Below are 16,592 nucleotides of genomic sequence, written 5' to 3'. Positions count from 1 at the left end.
TGTCAAATTCATTCTCAGGGACGCAGTCAGGTGTCGAGCTGTTCCGCTCCGAGACGCTCGAGCAAGGCCGCCGAGAACCCCTTCCCCATCGACGCGAGCACGCCCTGGATCGTCGACGTGACGGCCGGACGTGCGAGCCGCGGGAGCGGCAGGTCGACGCGCACCCCGAGCTCGATCCGCAGGTGCGTGCCCTCCGCCACCTCGATCAGGTCGTAGACACCGTCCACGCCTGCACGCTCGTGCCGACCCTCCGGCGGGTCGTGGACGAACTCGATCCGGTGCGGTTCGTCGGTCTCCAGCCGCGCGGTGAACGCCGGCGCCAGGCTGACGCCCAGCCCCGGAACGGTCTGCAGCTGCCAGTGCCAGTGATCGCCGTCGGCCTCGATCCGCTCCACCAGCGGCGTCATCGACGCGATCGCGTCGGGATCGACCAGCGCGTCCCACACCGCGCTGCGCTGCGCCGTCACGACGGCCTCGGACGTCCTGCTCGCCTCGAACCAGGTCATGGACCCATCCTCACCGCGGCGGCACGCCCGTGCGCGGCGAGGACGACCTCAGCGCTGCTGGGAGATCGCGTACAGCGCGATGCCGGCGGCGACGCCGGCGTTGAGCGACTCCAGGTCGGACGCCATCGGGATGCTGACGAGCTGGTCGCAGTTCTCGGCCACCAGACGCGAGATGCCCTTGCCCTCGCTGCCGATCACGACCACGAGCGGCCCGTCGGCGAGCTCGAGGTCGGGCAGCGAGACGTCGCCGTCGGCGGCCAGGCCGACGACCATGACGCCCGCCTCCTGGTACGCCTTGATCTGCCGCGTGAGGTTGGTCGCGCGGGCGACGCGCACGCGCGCTGCGGCACCGGCGGAGGTCTTCCACGCCGACGCGGTCATCTGGGCCGAGCGTCGCTCCGGGATCACGACGCCGTGGGCGCCGAAGCCGGAAGCCGACCGCACGACGGCGCCGAGGTTGCGGGGGTCCGTGACGCCGTCGAGGACGACGATGAGCGGGTCCTCGCCGCGCTCGGCGGCCAGGTCGAGCAGGTCGTCGGGGTGGGCGTACTCGTAGGCGTTGAGCTTGGCCGCGATGCCCTGGTGGACCGCACCGGTCGTGAGCCGGTCGAGCTCGCCGCGCGTGATCTCCAGCATCGGCACGTGGTGCTCCGACGACAGCCGGAAGATCTCACGGAGCCGCTCGTCGCGCTCGATGCCCTCGGCGATGTACAGACCCGCCACGGGCACCTTCGCGCGCAGCAGCTCGACGACCGAGTTGCGGCCGGCGACCCACTCCGGCCCGCCGTCACTGCCCTTGCGCTTGGGCCGGGCGGCCTGGCGCTTGTCGGCGGCCTTGGCCATCTTGTAGGCCTTGTGGTTCGGACGCTCCTCGGCGCGCGGCGTGGGCCCCTTGCCCTCCAGGCCCTGGCGGCGACGCCCTCCCGATCCGGCCGTGGGATTGCCCTTGCCGGACTTCTTGATGGCGCCTCGGCGCTGGCTGTTGCCTGGCATTACTGTCCCTTCACCGTCCACCGAGGTCCGTGGGGGGTGTCCTCGATCTCGATCCCGGCGGCCGTGAGCTGATCGCGCACCCGGTCGGCTGCCGCGAAGTCCTTGTCAGCGCGCGCGGTCGCGCGCTGGTCCAGCAGGTCACCGATCAGGCTGTCGAGCGCCGCGTCGGCGCCCGATGCGCCACCGCGGGCGACCCAGACCGGAGACAGCGGGTCGACGCCGAGCACGTCGAGCATGCCCCGCACCTCGGCGAGCGTGGCCGCCAGCTCCGGTCCCCCGGTGGCGAGCTGCCCGTTGCCCCGGGTGACCGACCCGTTCAGGATCGCGAGCGCCGCCGGCACCGCGAGGTCGTCGTCCATCGCGGCCGCGAACTCCGCTGGGACCTCGCCCGGCTCGCCCGGGCCCACGAGCTCGGCCGCGCGGGTCACGAAACCGGTGATCCGCTCGACGGCCACGGCGGTCTCGGCCAGGGCCTCCTCGGAGTACTCGATGACCGAGCGGTAGTGCGCCGCGAGCAGGTAGTAGCGCACCGCGATGGCCGGGAAGCGCTTGACGACCTCGCTGACCGACAGCGTGTTGCCGACGCTCTTGGACATCTTGGCGCCGCCGAGGTTAAGCATCGCGTTGTGCATCCAGCGCCGGGCGAACGCCTGCCCCGCGGCCGAGGACTGGGCCAGCTCGTTCTCGTGGTGCGGGAAGCGCAGGTCGAGCCCGCCGCCGTGGATGTCGAACTCGTGGCCGAGGTACTTCGCGGCCATGGCCGAGCACTCCAGGTGCCAGCCGGGGCGCCCGCGACCCCAGGGGGTGGGCCAGCTTGCGGTCTCAGGCTCCCCCGCCTTGCTGCCCTTCCAGAGCGCGAAGTCGCGGGGGTCGCGCTTGCCCTCGGGCGGCGCGTCCTCGGCGGCCTGCATTTCGTCGACCTTCTGGTTGCTGAGCGCGCCGTAGGCGGGCCACGAGCGCACGTCGAAGTAGACGTCGCCCGAACCGTCGTCGGCCGCGTACGCGTGGCCGCGCTCGATCAGCGTCTGCATCATCTCGATCATCTCGGGCACGTGCCCCGTGGCGCGCGGCTCGTAGGTGGGCGCTGTGCAGCCCAGCACCTCGTACGCCGCGTGCAGCGCCCGCTCGTTCTCGTAGGCGACCGCGTACCAGGGGCGCCCCTGCTCGCGGCCCTTCGCGATGATCTTGTCGTCGACGTCGGTGACGTTGGCGATGATCGTGACCTCGTAGCCGGCCCGCTCGAGCCAGCGCCGCAGGACGTCGAAGACGACCTCCTTGCGGATGTGGCCCAGGTGCGGAGGGCCCTGCACCGTGAGACCGCAGTGGTAGATGCTCACCTGCCCGGGCACCACCGGCACGAGGTCGGTCGTCTCCCGGGTCGCAGAGTCGTACAGGCGCACCGTCACACGCACGAGTCTATCGGCCCGGCGCCCTCTCCCCGTCCCCCGCGGGGGGCGGGGAGCGTACGGCATGATCGAGCCATGAGAACCGGGATCGGCACCGACGTGCACCGGCTCGTCGACGGCCGCCCGTTGTGGGTCGCCGGCCTGCTCTGGCCGGACGCGCCCCGGGGCCTCGACGGACACTCCGACGGCGACTGCGCGGCCCACGCCATGGTCGACGCGCTGCTCAGCGCCGCCGGGCTCGGCGACATCGGCTCGGTCTTCGGGGTCGACGATCCGCGCCGCTCCGGAGCCTCCGGGGTGGAGTTCCTGGACGAGACCGCCAACCGGGTCCGGGCCGCCGGTTTCGAGATCGCCAACGTCGCGGTCCAGGTCATCGGCAACCAGCCACGGGTGGGCTCACGCCGCGACGAGGCCCAACAGGTGCTCGGCCAGGCGATCGGCGCCCCCGTGAGCGTCTCGGGCACCACGACCGACGGCCTCGGCCTCACCGGCCGCGGCGAGGGGGTGGCCGCGATCGCGACCGCCCTGCTCACGCTCGCCTGAGCCCCCGACGACGGAGTCTGAGGGTTTGTGGCTGCTGCGCGACGCAGTCTGAGGGGTTGAGGGGGCCGGGACACCCGCATTCCCTCAGGTTCGGTCGAACCACGGCCGGGACCGCCGGCCGGGCCCCCACAAAAAACTCGACCACCGGCGGCGAACCGCACGGTGGTCGAGCTCTGCTGGCTGACGATCAGCTGGCGAGGACCTCGTCGAGGCGGGCCTCGGCCTTGTCCTCGTTGGTGTTCTCGGCGAGCGCGAGCTCGGAGACCAGGATCTGACGGGCCTTGGCGAGCATGCGCTTCTCGCCGGCGGAGAGGCCGCGGTCGTTGCCGCGGCGCCAGAGGTCGCGCACGACCTCCGAGACCTTCATGACGTCGCCGGAGTGCAGCTTCTCGAGGTTCGCCTTGTACCGGCGCGACCAGTTGGTCGGCTCCTCGACGTGCTCGGCACGCAGGACGCTGAAGACCCGCTCGAGGCCGTCGGCGTCGACGACGTCGCGCACCCCCACGAGATCGAGGTTGCAGGCGGGGACGCGGACGACGAGGTCGTTCTGCGCGATGATGCGCAGCACGAGGTAGTCACGATCCTCTCCCTTGATCTTCCTGGTCTCGATGTCCTCGATCACTGCCGCCCCGTGGTTCGGGTAGACCACCGTTTCGCCGACCGTAAAAGTCATAGAGAAAGCACCTTTCCTAGAAAGCCCAGTTTACCACGCGGAACTCAGGCCCTTCTTGGCCGTTTTTCATGCCGACGGCGACGATCGCCGGTCGGTGCGTGGCCGGATGCCGGAATTGGATAGGATCGGCCCCGTTGCCCGCCCCCCGCGAAAGGCCCTCGCCGTGCGTCTGCCCCGCCACCGCCGAACTCTCGTTGCGACCGCTGTCGTGGCCGCCGTGCTGTCCACCGGCGCCTGCGGCACCAGCTTCAACGCCCAGACGAACCAGCAGTACCAGGCGGCCGTGGGCGCCGACGACCGGGAGGCCGACATCCAGGTCCTGAACGCCCTGCTCGTGGTGAGCACCAACGGCGCCGCGACCCTCTCGGCCACCCTGGTCAACAAGACCGACAGCGACCAGCGCCTCACCTCGGCCACCCTCGTCGACGGCGAGGGCAACGAGCTCGAGCTGGTGAGCACCGACTCCGAGGATCTCGAGATCGTTCCCGGCCAGGCCCGCACGCTCGGCCAGACCGAGGAGGCGGCCCGCCAGTCGCCGAGCAAGGTCTACACGACCTCCGGCATCGACCTCATCGGCCTGTACTACACCTTGACGCTGACCTTCAACGGCGCCGACGACGTCGAGATCCGCATCCCGTCGGTCACGCGGACGTCGGTCTACGCCGACGTCGCACTGCCGCCGGGCGCCGACCCGGGCGGCAACCTCAAGCAGCCCGGCTTCGAGGCGACCCAGAAGAACGCCGAGCGGGAGGGCTCCTCGTCGCACTGACGTGACGCTCCCCGCAACGACGACGGGCCCCCACCGCGTGGTGGGGGCCCGTCGTCGTTCGATCGGCGGGTGATCACTCGTGCGAGGGGACCTCACCGGTGACCAGGTAGACGACGCGGCGCGCCATCGAGACCGCGTGGTCGCCGATGCGCTCGTAGTAGCGCCCGAGCAGCGCCAGGTCGATCGCCGGCTCCACCCCGTGGTCCCAGCTGTCGCCGAGGAGCACGCGGAAGAGCTCCTTGCGGAGCTTGTCCATCTCGTCGTCGGTGTCCTCGAGCTTCTCGGCGGCCACCAGGTCGCGGTTCGCCACGATGCGCGATGCGGCGTGGATCATCTGGTCGGCCACGGAGGCCATCGCCATGATGGTGGGCTGCAGGCTGGTCGGGACGGCGACCTCCGGCATGCGCAGGCGGGCGACCTTGGCCACGTGGACCGACAGGTCGCCCATGCGCTCCAGATCGGTGAGCATGCGCAAGGTCGCGACGAGCTGGCGCAGGTCGGTGGCGACCGGCTGCTGGGTGGCGAGGAGCAGGAGCGCGCGCTCCTCGATGCCCTCGATGGTCTCGTCGATGACCTTGTCGCCGTCGATGACCTGCTCGGCAAGCGGTGCGTCGGCGTTGAGGAGGGCGGCGGTGGCAGCGGCGACGGCGCGACGCACGGAGCCCGTGAGGGTCACCATGTCGTCGACGATCGCGTCGAGCTGCTCGTAGTAGAGATCACGCATGACCCTGAGGCTAGTCCGATGCGGTGAACGAGGAGCGACCCCCGGTGAACGAGACGTGAACGGCCGCCGAAAGACCCGCGATGACAGGGGTCGGCAAGCGATCTTGAGGTGAACGGCACCGTACGATCGCGCTTGTGGACACAGAAGTCGCCTGGGTGCTGTCCGGCGCCGCCGGACTCGTGCTCGGGGCCGCGATCACCTTCATCTGGAGGTTCGACGAACGACGACGCGAGGAACCGGAGGTCGTCGAGGCACCCCTGGTGCCGAGCGGCGCCGAGGCGGTGCTGCGCGTGCTGTCCTCCTCGGCCGTCATCGTCGACGTCGACGACCGGGTCGACCACGCCTCCGCACCGGCTGTGGCGCTCGGCATCGTCCGCGACGGTCATCTGCATCCTGAGGAGCTGCTCGCGCTCGTGCGTCAGGTGCGACGCGACGGTCAGATCCGCGATGCCGACGTCGAGGTGCCGATCCGGCGCTCGGCACCGCTCCAGGTGCACGTCCGCATCGCGCCGCTCACGTCCCGCCTCGTGCTGGTGCTGGCCGAGGACCGCACCGCCGCCCAGCGGCTCGACATGATCCGGCGCGACTTCGTCGCCAACGTCAGTCACGAGCTCAAGACTCCGATCGGCGCGATCAAGCTCCTCGCCGAGGCCGTGGCGGAGGCGACCGACGACCCCGAGGCCGTCGCCCACTTCTCGGCCCGCATGTCCGACGAGGCCGACCGCCTCACCCGCCTGGTGCAGCAGATCATCGACCTGTCCCGGCTGCAGGCCGACACCCTCAGCGAGGACGCCGTCACGATGAAGGTGGGCGAGCTCGTCGCCGAGGCCTGTGAGCACTCGCTGACCGAGGCCGAGGCCAAGCAGATCGACCTGCGCTCGACGGTCGACGGCGACCTCTACGTCCTCGGCGACCGCGCCCAGCTGCACGCCGCGGTCAGCAACCTGGTCGAGAACGCCGTGACCTACTCCCCCGAGGAGTCACGGGTCGCCGTCACGGCCAAGCGGGTCGACGACGACGTCAAGATCACGGTGTCGGACAACGGCGTGGGAATCCCCGCCTCCGAGCTCGAGCGGATCTTCGAGCGGTTCTACCGGGTCGATCCCGCACGGGCGCGGTCGACCGGAGGGACGGGCCTCGGCCTGTCCATCGTCAAGCACGTGGCCGCCAGCAACGGTGGCTCGGTCGAGGTCTGGAGCGAACCGGGACTCGGTTCGACGTTCACGTTGGTGCTCCCGGCCTTCGATCCCGAAGTCGATGAGGAGAAGTAAGTGACCAAGGTTCTGGTGGTCGAGGACGAGACCAGCTACAGCGAGGCCCTCTCCTACGTGCTCCGCAAGGAGGGCTTCGACGTGGCCGTCGCCGAGACGGGTCCCGACGCGCTGCTGGAGTTCGACCGCAACGGCGCCGACATCGTGCTGCTCGACCTGATGCTGCCCGGGCTCTCGGGCACCGAGGTGTGCCGACAGATCCGCCAGTCCTCGTCGGTGCCGATCATCATGGTCAGCGCCAAGGACACCGAGGTCGACAAGGTCGTGGGTCTGGAGCTGGGCGCCGACGACTACGTCACCAAGCCGTACTCGCCGCGCGAGCTCGTGGCCCGCATCCGCGCCGTGCTGCGCCGCGGCACGGTCGACGAGATCGACGACACCGCCTCCCTGGAGGTGGGCCGCATCCGCATGGACGTCGACCGTCACCTCGTGAGCGTCGACGGCACCGAGGTGCGGCTGCCGCTCAAGGAGTTCGAGCTGCTCGAGTTCTTCCTGCGCAACCCCGGGCGCGTGCTGACCCGCGGGCAGCTGATCGACCGGGTGTGGGGGGCCGACTACGTGGGCGACACCAAGACTCTCGACGTCCACGTCAAGCGGCTGCGCGCCAAGATCGAGCACGATCCGGCCAACCCCGTCACCCTCACGACCGTGCGCGGCCTCGGCTACAAGCTGGACGGGTAGGGCGCCTCGCTTCGCTCGTCCAGCGACTCGTTCCTCGTCGCTGCCGGGCTTCGCCCGGGCGCCTGCCTCGCTTCGCTCGGCCCATGGATCCGCGCGGGCCCTTAGGTCGGGGGAGGCTCCGGGCGTAGGTGAGGGCCAGGGACAGCCAACGAGCGAGATCGACGTCGTCGGTGACCGCTGCCGGTTCGATGTCGAGCCAGCCCTTCATCGGGCGGCCCCGCATCTCGGTCTGGACGACACCGGGCTCTGCGGCCAGCTGGTCGGTGGTGTCCGGGTCGCAGCGCACCATGAGCTCACCTCGCGAGTTCGCGCAGGCGGTCATGCGGCCCGCGTCGAGAAAGGCGTGCCCGCCGAACATGCGTCGTTCGTCGGTCACGCCGCGTTCGGCGAACCACTCACGCAGACGCTCCACGAGCTCCGGGTCGCTGGCCATGGCTCAATCCTGGCGCCGATCACGCACGAAGTCTCTCGTGACCACCAACGAAGTCTCTCGTGACCACCAACAAACTCTCTCGCGAGCGGTACTAGCGGCCCTGGTTGGCGACGGCGGCGATGGCGGCCTCCGCGGCGGAGGGGTCGAGGTAGGTGCCACCGGGCACCGTGGGGCGCAGGTCGGCGTCGAGCTCGTAGACCAGCGGGATGCCCGTGGGGATGTTGAGACCCACGACCTCGTCCTCGCCGAGCCCGTCGAGGTGCTTGACGAGCGCCCGCAAGGAGTTGCCGTGCGCCGTGACGAGCACCGTGCGGCCGTCGAGCAGGTCCGGCACGATCTCGTCGTACCAGTAGGGCAGCATCCGGTCGAGCACGTCGGCCAGGCACTCGGTACGCGGCAGGAGCTCGTCCGGCAGCGCGGCGTAGCGCGGGTCCTCGGCCTGGCTGAACTCCGAGTCGTCGGCCAGGGGCGGCGGCGGGGTCGTGTACGACCGGCGCCACGTCATGAACTGCTCCTCGCCGAACTCCTCCAGCGTGGCCTTCTTGTCCTTGCCCTGGAGCGCGCCGTAGTGACGCTCGTTGAGCCGCCAGGAGCGCTTGACCGGGATCCAGTGCCGGTCGATGCCGTCCAGGACGATCTGCGAGGTCCGGATGGCCCGGCGCAGCAGCGACGTGTGCGACACGTCCGGCGCGAGACCCGCATCGGCCAGGAGCGTGGCACCGCGGCCCGCCTCCTCGACGCCCTGCTCGTTGAGGTCGACGTCGACCCAACCGGTGAACAGGTTCTTGGCGTTCCACTCGCTGTGCCCGTGGCGCAGCAGGACGAGCGTGTAAGTCATGACCGCGAGCCTACCGATCCGGAAGGTCTAGCGGTTCTCCGGCCAGGGCTCGCCACGCTCGTTGCGGACCTTCTCGAGCGACTGCACGTAGTCGTGCTGGGAGTACACGCCCGAGAGCGACCACTCGTCGTCGACGACGATGGCCGGGAGCTGGTCGAATCCCACGTCGAGCGCACCGATCTCGAGCGAGGCGGCGTGCTGGGCGTGGACCGCGTCGGCGTACTCGGTGCTCGCCAGGAGCGCCTCCGCGGTCTCGAGGTCCAGGCCCACCAGCGCGGCCCGCGTGGCCAGCACGAGGTGGTCGGCGATGTCGGCTCCCTCGAGCAGGTGGGCCCGCCAGAGCTGCTGGGCCAGGTCGTACTGCACGCCGGGTCCGGCCTCGTCGGCCCATGTGAGCAGGCGCCAGGCGTCGAAGGAGTTCGCCTCGACGGCGTCCTCGAAGTTCAGGTCGATCCCGGTGATGCGTGCCGCTCCGGTGACCCGGATGTTCATGAGCTCGGCCTTGTCGGCGCCGCCGAGCCGCTCGGCCAGCGCCGTCATGAGCGGACGACCCTGGGACACGACGTCCGGCTCGAGCAGGTGCGCCCGCAGCGTCGTGCGGACGGGCTCACCGGTCAGGATCGTGTAGGTCGCCGCCGCCCGGGTGAACCGCGTGGCGCCGATGAACGACCACGGGTCGGTGACATCGACGAACAGCGTGGCCTTCATGGGTCCCACGCTACCGGCGGGGCGTGACGCCACGCGCCGCGCGGGCCGCGAGCGGCCTGGGAGAATGGGCCCGTGGACGAGGTCGACCGGTGACGGGGGTCGTGGTGCTCGTCGCCCTGGGGGCGTCGGCCCTCATCGTGCTGCTCGTCACGGTCTTCACGCTCTCGGCGACGCGGCGGACGCGGCCCGACCTCGGACCACGGCCTCCCGTGGGCCCCGGCCCCGCCCCGGACGGCTCGGTCGCGCCACCCCCACGACCTGGGGCGGTCGACGGCACGTGGGACGCCATGATCCCCGGCGGCGGCTTCCTGGGCGCGATGGGTGGCTCGCTCAACGCGACGTTCGGCCGGATCGACCTCGTCGGTGGCCGGTTGGCCTTCACGCGCGACGGTGCCGACGCCCCCGACTGGCAGGTGCCGTGCACGCACCTGCGGATCCGGCAGCTCAGCGCGCTCGCGCCCAAGGGCGACGTCGAGCTGAACGGACCCATGGGCCCGGTGCGCTGCACGGTCAGCCGGGAGCGCGTCAACCGGTTCACGCAGAACGGTTTCAAGGACCTGCGCGAGCAGGGCTACGCCCGTGAGTTCGTGCAGGCGGTGCTGACGAACGGCGCCGTGCACGGCTGAGCGAGTCACGCCGGTCACGCGGGTCGTGGCGGGAGCCTGCCCCGAGCGACGCCGGCGTCGGTCAGCTGCTGCTGTCGGGCCGCAGGTGCGTGAACGCCTCGAGATTGCGGGTCGACTCGCCGCGCGACTCGCGCCACGCCCACTCCTTGCGGATCGACGAGGCGAAGCCGAGCTCGAGGATCACGTTGAACGACTCGTCGGCGTAGGTCAGGACCGCGCCGAGCAGCCGGTCGATCTCGTCGGGCGTCACGGCGTGCAGCGGCAGCCGGCCGTCGAGGTAGATGTCACCCGCGGCGTCGACGGCGAAGGCCACCCCGAACAGCTTGAGGTTGCGCTCCAGGAGCCACCGGTAGACGCCCTCGTGGTTCTCGTCCGGACGCCGCGCGACGAAGGCGTGGATGCCGAGCGAGTGGCGTCCGACCTCGAGCCGGACGGAGGTCGTGAGCTTGCGCTCACCTGGCAGGTCGACGTCGAACACCCCGGGCGAGTGCTCGGTGTGATCGAGCTCGGCCTCGGTGAGCGCGTGGAGGATGACCTCGCGCGGTGACGGATCAGCTGGGGACACGGACGACTCCTTGGCTGGCGGCGGCGTAGGACGCGAGGGTGCTCTCGGCGGTCATGTCCCAGCTGAAGCCCTCGGCGTGCAGGACGGCCTTGGCCCCCATCGCGTCGCGCAGGCCCGGATCCAGCACGAACGGCCGCAGGGCGGCCGCGTAGGCGGCCGGGTCCTGACGATCGACGAGGACCCCGCTGACACCGTCGGCCACCGCGGTGGGGAGTCCCCCGACCCGCGCCGCCACGACCGGGGTGCCACACGCCTGGGCCTCGATCGCGACGAGACCGAACGACTCGTTGTGCGACGGCACGCACACCACCGTGGCCGCGGCGTACCAGTCGGCGAGCTCGGCCTGGGGCACCGTGGGCACGAACGACACGACATCGGTCAGCCCCAGCCGGTCGGTGAGATCGGCGAGCGAGGTGGGGCGCTCGAGCCCGGACCCGGAGGCACCACCCACGACGGCGACCTGCAGACGCGAGCGCAGGCCCGGGTCGTCGGCGAGCAGTCGGGCGGCCGCCCGCACGACGAGGTCGGGCGCCTTGAGCGGTTGGATCCGGCCGGCGAAGAGCACCAGAGCGACGTCGGGGGCGATGCCGAGCCGGCGGCGGGCCTCGGCCCGACGGCCCGCCCGGAAGCGGTCGAGGTCGACGCCGGGGTGCACGACGTCGACCCGCTCGGGATCGGCGTCGTACAGGCCGATGAGCTGCGCCCGCTCGTCGTCGGTGTTGGCCACGAGGCGGTCGGCGAGGCGGACGATCTCCTCCTCGCCGCGGACCCGTCCGAGGGGCTCGGGGGCGTCGCCGGAGGCGAGCAGCGCGTTCTTGACCTTGGCCATGGTGTGCATCGAGTGCACCAGCGGCAGGCCCCAGCGGTCGCGGACCACGGTGCCGACCTGGCCTGACAACCAGTAGTGCGAGTGCACGAGGTCGAAGTAGTCGGGACCGTGCTCGGCCTCGACCCGCAGCACGTCGCGGACGAAGGCGCACTGCTGCGCCGGGAGGTCCTCCTTGCGCAGGCCCTCGAACGGACCGGCGGCGACGTGACGCACCGTGATGCCCGGGGCCACCTGGGCCCACGACTCCTGGTGGCGCGAGGTCGCACGGGTGAACATCTCGACCTCGACGCCGCGGGCGGCGAGTCGGCGCGAGAGCTCCATGACGTAGACGTTCATGCCGCCGGCGTCACCGTCACCCGGCTGCGCGAGCGGTGAGGTGTGGGCCGACAGCATGGCCACCCGTCGAACACTCACCTGGCCATCATCTCCCACGCGCCGAAATCCGCTACCTGCGGCTCTCGCGGCCCGGGCGTCCCGGGCCTCCCGGCACGCTCGCGGACGCCGCGCGCTGACCCCGGCAGGCACCGGCCACGGCGGCGCGGCACGATGGTGACATGACCCGTCCCCGCACCGCCGTCGTCACCGGAGCCAGCAGCGGCATCGGCGCCGCCACCGCCCGCGAGCTCGCCGCCGCCGGCTTCCGCGTCTTCTGCGCAGCCCGTCGCGTGGACCGCCTCGAGGCCCTGGCCGCAGAGATCGGCGGCACGGCCGTCGCGTGCGACGTCACCGACGCCGCCGCCGTGGCCCGGCTCGCCGAGACCGTCGGCGACACGCTCGACGTACTCGTCAACAACGCCGGGGGCGCGCTCGGCGTCGACCCGGTCGCCGAGGCCGATGTCGACCAGTGGCGCCGCATGTACGAGATCAACGTGATCGGCATGGTCCAGGTCACCCGGGCGCTGGTGCCGGCCCTCGACGCCAGCGGCGCGGGCACGATCGTCAACGTCGGCTCGACGGCCGGCCACTGGGTGTACGAGGGCGGCGGCGGCTACGTCGCGGCCAAGCACGCCGTGGCCGCCGCCACCGAGACGCTTCGCCTGGAGCTCAACGGTCGTCCGGTCCGAGTCACCGAGATCGCCCCCGGCATGGTGCAGACCGAGGAGTTCTCCCTCGTGCGCCTGGGCTCGCAGGAGCGTGCCGACGCGGTCTACGAGGGCGTCGAGGACCCGCTGTCGGCCGAGGACATCGCCCAGACGATCGGCTGGGTCGTGGGTCGACCGGCGCACGTCAACGTCGACCTGCTCGTCGTGCGCCCGCTCGCGCAGGCCAGCAACAAGAAGGTCCACCGCGGGCCCCTGCTGCGCCGCTCCTGACGATCAGCGGGCCACGGGATCATCAGCTCGCCGGCTCGGCAAGGAAGTCGAGCAGTTGGTCGACGTCGGCCTCGGTGGGCTTGGGGAGCGTCGACTGCCCGTGGGCGAACCCGATGCCGGCATAGACCAGCAGGCCGGCCCTCGTGCGCGCCACCGTCGGGTCGTGACCGAGCTCAACGATGGCCCGCTCGACCAACTCGAAGACGTGTTGGTCGGACTCGCCGACGACCGCAGCGACCTGAGGGGTGCTCCGGGCCCACTCGCGCAGCGCGCGTTCGACGCTCCAGCTCGCATCGTCGATCAGGTGCAGTGTCATGATCCGGAGTCGCTCGCGTGGCGGCAGGCGGTCGAGCTCGGCCAACTGGTCGAGGCGCTCCCGAGTCTCTTCGCACCATCGCTCTGCGACCGCCGCCTCCAGCTCGGTGAGATCGGCGAAGTGCCAGTAGAAGCTGCCACGAGTCACTCCGAGGTCGGCGCAGAGTCGATTGATCTGCAGCGCGGCGACACCCTCGGCCATGAGCAGGTCGAGTGCTCCACGGGTCCAGTCCTGCGCGCTGAGCCGCGCGGTTCGCGGTGCCATCACCCTCCCCCATTCGGTCGCGGCCCAGCCTAGTCGGGACCGGCAGGGCCTTGCCCGACCACTGTGAGGGCTGTCACAATCCAAACCGTACACCTATGTATGGTTCATCGTGTCGGACACGAGGAGGTGCCGTGGCAGCAGGACCCGTGAGCCGTCGTTCACTGATCGACGCGGCCACTGCTCTCCACCCCGCCGACAATGCGGCCGTTCCACGACGCGCTCCCGATCCTGCCGGTGTGGGACGGCTTCTCGGCCACCGTCACGGCGCGCACGACGCGACACCAGTTCCACCCGACTCGGCGCCCACCCCCTTCACCCAGGACGTCGATCGCGCGCTGCACGGCGTCGCGCTCGGGGGGAGGTCATGCACTGGCCGACCGAGAACGAGCTCGACGTCGACCCGGACGCCACGTTCCGACCTCACGGCGCGGTCGCCAGGCCGGCGACCCAGGCCACGGCGGACACCTGGAGCAGATCCAGGACGACGTCTGGCACTGCCACATCCTCGACCACGAGGACCACGACCTGATGCTCCGTTTCCGGACCCCCGCCCCGAACCCCGCCCCGTGACAGGACAGCCATGACCACGACCTCCCCCGATCGCGCGCTCAGCGACGACGTGCGCTGCCCGACGAACTTTGGTTACTGGAGAGCCAAGGAGACGCCCGCCTGGAAGAAGCGCGAACGCCTGGCCAAGAGACTCTTCCGACACGACCTGTTCCCGACCGATGAGCAGGCCGCGCTGCTGTGCGAGGACCTGTTCGCCGGCGACCCGGTCGCGGAACGCTTCGTCGCCGAGGTGTTCTTCGGCGAGATCGGTCACCGCCGGGGGCGCGAGATGCTGATGCACGCGCTCCAGCACGGTGTCGACTCCGTGCCCGACGCGCCCGAGTCGATGCGCGCGCTGTTCGCCGAGTTCGAGACCGTCCCCGACTGGGTCGACCCCGCCCTGGTCGCGCAGGGTGCCGAGGTGTGGCGGCGGTGGGGCACCATGCTCTTCAGCGTCGCCGGAGTCATCACGCTCGAGATCTACACCGAGGGCGCCGTCGCGATGCCGCTGTCGCTGGCGGGCGGCTACGCGGGCGACAACGCCCTGCGCCGCTTCCTCGAGACCTCGAAGTTCTGGATCGACATGTCCGAACCGGGCCAGATCATGACGCCCGGGTCCGCCGCCCGGACGACCGCCATGATGGTGCGAGTCATGCACGTCTCGGTGCGCAAGCGGGTCGGGGAGCACCCTGACTGGGACACCGAGGCGTGGGGCCTGCCGATCAGTCAGACGTACGAGCAGATGACGCAGATCGGTGGCGCGGTCGCACCGGCCCTCGCCTTGTGGCTTGCTGGCGTCCACACGACGCCCTCGGAGATGCGCGCCCTGATCCACTTCAACCGGTACATGGGTCATCTGATCGGCGTGCAGCCCCGCTGGGCCACGACGACGATCCGCGAACAGCTGCAGGTCCTGGCGATGGCCACGGCCGCACGGACGTACGACTCCGGCACGGCCGGCAAGGAGCTCATCGAGTCCTTCCCCGCCGCGTTCGCACCGCGCCCTGGGCAGAAGGGCCTCGCCCGACTCCGGGCCCGCTACAACCACCGCGTGTACGCGGCCTACTGCGCGCTCTGGATGGCACCAGGGACCCGCAAGGGCTACGACATGCCGTCACCGTGGCTCGGCCTGCTCGTCGTCGTCCTGCGCCTGCCGCTCATGCACACCGTCGAGCTGCTGCGCCGGATCCCCGGACTCCGTCAGCTGCACGCGCGAGTCGTCGACCGGCACCGCCGCAACTGGTACGAGGCGCAGATGGACGGTCGCCAGGCCGAGTTCGACGCCAGCAGCGCCCTGCGGCGGTAGCCGCGAATCCAGCGCTGCGGTGGTAGCCGCGAATCCAGCGCTGCGGCGGTAGCCGCGAATCCAGCGCTGCGGCGGTAGCCGCGAATCCAGCGCTGCGGCGCTGACCTTCCTTCACCACCCACCCCACGGAGACCCTCATGGACAAGACCATCGTCGACGCCTGGAACGGCCCAGGAGGCCGCGACGGCGAGCTCACCATCGTCAGCCCGCGCGACAACGCACTGCACGCGACCGACGCCGGGGCCTTCGAGCACTGGTACGTCGACGCGCACCTGGACTCCGGTCACACCGTGATCGGCTTCCTGACCAAGCGTCGCCCGGAGCAGCGCCCGGGATGCGACCCGTCGATCGAGATGCTCGTCTACCACCCCGATGGAACGCGCACGCAGGTCAACGCCTCCTACCCGAAGAGCCAGGCGTCGTTCTCGACCGAGTCGGCCGACGTGAAGATCGGTCCCAACTCGATCCGCAGCGAGTACCCCTCGGACGGGCTGCCGGTGCACCACGTGCATCTCGAGGGTGACGGACTCGTCTTCGACCTGACGTTCGCCAACGAGATGCCGAGCTGGATGCCCGGCTCCGGACGGACGACCTACGGGGCCAAGCAGTACTTCGGCTGGGTCGTGCCGGGCCCGCGCGCGAAGGTCACCGGCTCGGTGCAGATCGGCGGCGAGACGATCGACGCGACCGGCATCGGCTACCACGACCACAACTGGGGCGTCGGTCAGATGCCCCGCATCATCGACCGGTGGCACTGGGGTCGCCTCTACACCCCCGAGTTCACGATGCTCTTCGCGACGGTCCTGACGCAGAAGCGGTGGGACCGCCACATGACCACCGCCGCGATGATCGCCCAGGGCGACAAGGTCATCTTGAGCTCGGGCGAGTTCGAGCTGACCGAGGGGCCGATGCCGTACGACGACGTCGCGCACCGCGCCCGCCCGGAGTGGATCCGGCTGAGCGCGCCCGGCGAGTTCGATCTCCGCCTCGACGTCCGCCGGATCTCCCACGCCCACGACCTGCTCGACGACATGCCGGTCGTGCGGAACCGGGCGGTCAAACCGCTCGTGCGAGCCCTCATCGGCCGGCCCGGGTACTTCCGGTTCGAGTCCGACTACGAGCTCACGATCAACGTTGACGGCCTCGACGAGAAGCTGACGGGCTCGACCCTGCACGAAATGGTGGCCCTCGGCTGAACGACGACGAAGATCCCGGGATCGTGGCCGCTCCGACGGCCGCGATCCCGGGATCTTGACGTGGGCCCGACCAAGGTCCCGGG

19 protein-coding genes are annotated in these 16,592 nt (G+C 70.8%); 8 read left to right on the top strand and 11 right to left on the bottom strand.

Translation table 11 applies throughout. The annotated features are described in order from the left end of the window. Positions 1-26 precede the first annotated feature (26 nt). Genes KAG51_RS10460 through cysS form a run of 3 tightly spaced genes read right to left on the bottom strand, consistent with a single transcriptional unit; the run spans position 27 to position 2,899 of the window. Complete coding sequence (locus tag KAG51_RS10460; protein ID WP_290583375.1) at positions 27-506, bottom strand: hypothetical protein; 480 nt, start codon at positions 504-506, stop codon at positions 27-29. Positions 507-554: 48 nt separating this feature from the next. Continuing rightward, positions 555-1,499 carry a 23S rRNA (guanosine(2251)-2'-O)-methyltransferase RlmB gene (rlmB, locus tag KAG51_RS10455; RefSeq protein WP_290583373.1) on the bottom strand — a complete coding sequence of 315 codons (945 nt, stop codon included), beginning with the start codon at positions 1,497-1,499 and terminating at the stop codon, positions 555-557. After that, a complete protein-coding gene (gene cysS / locus KAG51_RS10450; protein WP_290583521.1) occupies positions 1,499-2,899 on the bottom strand; it encodes a cysteine--tRNA ligase in 1,401 nt (466 codons plus the stop codon). The genes rlmB and cysS overlap by 1 nt, the downstream gene beginning before the upstream one ends. An 81-nt stretch (positions 2,900-2,980) precedes the next feature. Here cysS and ispF point away from each other — a divergent pair, with 81 nt between their 5' ends. Then, positions 2,981-3,448 carry a 2-C-methyl-D-erythritol 2,4-cyclodiphosphate synthase gene (ispF, locus tag KAG51_RS10445; protein WP_290583371.1) on the top strand — a complete coding sequence of 156 codons (468 nt, stop codon included), beginning with the start codon at positions 2,981-2,983 and terminating at the stop codon, positions 3,446-3,448. 187 nt (positions 3,449-3,635) lie between these two features. Here the strand turns inward: ispF and KAG51_RS10440 are convergent, their stop codons facing one another. Continuing rightward, on the bottom strand, positions 3,636-4,121 hold the full coding sequence (locus KAG51_RS10440) for a CarD family transcriptional regulator (protein ID WP_290583369.1): 486 nt from the start codon (positions 4,119-4,121) through the stop codon (positions 3,636-3,638). Between the two features lie 208 nt (positions 4,122-4,329). Here KAG51_RS10440 and KAG51_RS10435 point away from each other — a divergent pair, with 208 nt between their 5' ends. Then, positions 4,330-4,890: a hypothetical protein gene (locus tag KAG51_RS10435; protein WP_290583367.1), complete on the top strand. Its 561-nt coding sequence runs from the start codon at positions 4,330-4,332 to the stop codon at positions 4,888-4,890. Between the two features lie 73 nt (positions 4,891-4,963). On the opposite strand, the gene phoU is transcribed toward KAG51_RS10435, so the two are convergent. Beyond that, a complete protein-coding gene (gene phoU, locus KAG51_RS10430; protein ID WP_290583365.1) occupies positions 4,964-5,614 on the bottom strand; it encodes a phosphate signaling complex protein PhoU in 651 nt (216 codons plus the stop codon). A gap of 134 nt (positions 5,615-5,748) precedes the next feature. On the opposite strand from phoU, the gene KAG51_RS10425 reads away from it, so the two are divergent. After that, the gene (locus KAG51_RS10425; protein WP_290583363.1) at positions 5,749-6,885 is read left to right on the top strand and encodes an ATP-binding protein; all 1,137 of its coding nucleotides are present in this window, start codon (positions 5,749-5,751) and stop codon (positions 6,883-6,885) included. Beyond that, entirely contained in the window at positions 6,886-7,566 is a 681-nt protein-coding gene (locus KAG51_RS10420; protein WP_290583361.1) for a response regulator transcription factor, read from the top strand. It abuts the gene before it with no gap. Here the strand turns inward: KAG51_RS10420 and KAG51_RS14040 are convergent. The 3 genes from KAG51_RS14040 to KAG51_RS10410 all read right to left on the bottom strand — a co-directional run bounded on the left by KAG51_RS14040 (position 7,526) and on the right by KAG51_RS10410 (position 9,545). Then, the gene (locus tag KAG51_RS14040) at positions 7,526-7,999 is read right to left on the bottom strand and encodes a TfoX/Sxy family protein (protein WP_363316163.1); all 474 of its coding nucleotides are present in this window, start codon (positions 7,997-7,999) and stop codon (positions 7,526-7,528) included. The genes KAG51_RS10420 and KAG51_RS14040 overlap by 41 nt on opposite strands. A 91-nt stretch (positions 8,000-8,090) precedes the next feature. Further along, positions 8,091-8,837: a phosphoglyceromutase gene (locus KAG51_RS10415; RefSeq protein ID WP_290583359.1), complete on the bottom strand. Its 747-nt coding sequence runs from the start codon at positions 8,835-8,837 to the stop codon at positions 8,091-8,093. 27 nt (positions 8,838-8,864) lie between these two features. Next, complete coding sequence (locus KAG51_RS10410) at positions 8,865-9,545, bottom strand: DsbA family protein (protein WP_290583357.1); 681 nt, start codon at positions 9,543-9,545, stop codon at positions 8,865-8,867. Between the two features lie 89 nt (positions 9,546-9,634). Here KAG51_RS10410 and KAG51_RS10405 point away from each other — a divergent pair, with 89 nt between their 5' ends. Next, complete coding sequence (locus KAG51_RS10405) at positions 9,635-10,171, top strand: hypothetical protein (protein ID WP_290583355.1); 537 nt, start codon at positions 9,635-9,637, stop codon at positions 10,169-10,171. Between the two features lie 61 nt (positions 10,172-10,232). Here the strand turns inward: KAG51_RS10405 and KAG51_RS10400 are convergent, their stop codons facing one another. Next, positions 10,233-10,736, bottom strand: coding sequence for a YbjN domain-containing protein (locus tag KAG51_RS10400; protein ID WP_290583353.1), 504 nt, complete (start codon positions 10,734-10,736; stop codon positions 10,233-10,235). Then, complete coding sequence (gene mshA, locus KAG51_RS10395) at positions 10,723-11,979, bottom strand: D-inositol-3-phosphate glycosyltransferase (protein WP_363316160.1); 1,257 nt, start codon at positions 11,977-11,979, stop codon at positions 10,723-10,725. Before mshA ends, KAG51_RS10400 begins: the two co-directional genes overlap by 14 nt. A gap of 140 nt (positions 11,980-12,119) precedes the next feature. Here mshA and KAG51_RS10390 point away from each other — a divergent pair, with 140 nt between their 5' ends. Next, positions 12,120-12,878, top strand: coding sequence for an SDR family NAD(P)-dependent oxidoreductase (locus KAG51_RS10390; protein ID WP_290583351.1), 759 nt, complete (start codon positions 12,120-12,122; stop codon positions 12,876-12,878). A 22-nt stretch (positions 12,879-12,900) separates the two neighbouring features. Here the strand turns inward: KAG51_RS10390 and KAG51_RS10385 are convergent, their stop codons facing one another. Further along, a complete protein-coding gene (locus tag KAG51_RS10385; RefSeq protein ID WP_290583349.1) occupies positions 12,901-13,458 on the bottom strand; it encodes a TetR/AcrR family transcriptional regulator in 558 nt (185 codons plus the stop codon). A gap of 580 nt (positions 13,459-14,038) precedes the next feature. Between KAG51_RS10385 and KAG51_RS10380 the strand changes: the two genes are divergently transcribed. Then, entirely contained in the window at positions 14,039-15,313 is a 1,275-nt protein-coding gene (locus tag KAG51_RS10380; protein ID WP_290583347.1) for an oxygenase MpaB family protein, read from the top strand. A gap of 137 nt (positions 15,314-15,450) precedes the next feature. Further along, positions 15,451-16,509 carry a hypothetical protein gene (locus KAG51_RS10375; RefSeq protein ID WP_290583345.1) on the top strand — a complete coding sequence of 353 codons (1,059 nt, stop codon included), beginning with the start codon at positions 15,451-15,453 and terminating at the stop codon, positions 16,507-16,509. Positions 16,510-16,592: the final 83 nt, after the last annotated feature.

It is taken from the genome of Aeromicrobium sp. (assembly GCF_023146395.1).
Classification (GTDB): domain Bacteria; phylum Actinomycetota; class Actinomycetes; order Propionibacteriales; family Nocardioidaceae; genus Aeromicrobium.
The sequence above is the reverse complement of the archived record's forward strand: the minus strand, read 5'-3'. Positions and strand labels throughout refer to the sequence as shown.

What these genes read in the sequence shown, in the direction of transcription:
- KAG51_RS10460 (WP_290583375.1), bottom strand. Translation starts at nt 506, where the DNA reads ATGACCTGGTTCGAGGCGAGCAGGACGTCCGAGGCCGTCGTGACGGCG.
- KAG51_RS10385 (WP_290583349.1), bottom strand. Translation starts at nt 13,458, where the DNA reads ATGGCACCGCGAACCGCGCGGCTCAGCGCGCAGGACTGGACCCGTGGA.
- phoU (WP_290583365.1), bottom strand. Translation starts at nt 5,614, where the DNA reads ATGCGTGATCTCTACTACGAGCAGCTCGACGCGATCGTCGACGACATG.
- KAG51_RS10375 (WP_290583345.1), top strand. Translation starts at nt 15,451, where the DNA reads ATGGACAAGACCATCGTCGACGCCTGGAACGGCCCAGGAGGCCGCGAC.
- rlmB (WP_290583373.1), bottom strand. Translation starts at nt 1,499, where the DNA reads ATGCCAGGCAACAGCCAGCGCCGAGGCGCCATCAAGAAGTCCGGCAAG.
- KAG51_RS10380 (WP_290583347.1), top strand. Translation starts at nt 14,039, where the DNA reads ATGACCACGACCTCCCCCGATCGCGCGCTCAGCGACGACGTGCGCTGC.
- KAG51_RS10415 (WP_290583359.1), bottom strand. Translation starts at nt 8,837, where the DNA reads ATGACTTACACGCTCGTCCTGCTGCGCCACGGGCACAGCGAGTGGAAC.
- KAG51_RS10440 (WP_290583369.1), bottom strand. Translation starts at nt 4,121, where the DNA reads ATGACTTTTACGGTCGGCGAAACGGTGGTCTACCCGAACCACGGGGCG.
- KAG51_RS10410 (WP_290583357.1), bottom strand. Translation starts at nt 9,545, where the DNA reads ATGAAGGCCACGCTGTTCGTCGATGTCACCGACCCGTGGTCGTTCATC.
- ispF (WP_290583371.1), top strand. Translation starts at nt 2,981, where the DNA reads ATGAGAACCGGGATCGGCACCGACGTGCACCGGCTCGTCGACGGCCGC.
- KAG51_RS14040 (WP_363316163.1), bottom strand. Translation starts at nt 7,999, where the DNA reads ATGGCCAGCGACCCGGAGCTCGTGGAGCGTCTGCGTGAGTGGTTCGCC.
- KAG51_RS10390 (WP_290583351.1), top strand. Translation starts at nt 12,120, where the DNA reads ATGACCCGTCCCCGCACCGCCGTCGTCACCGGAGCCAGCAGCGGCATC.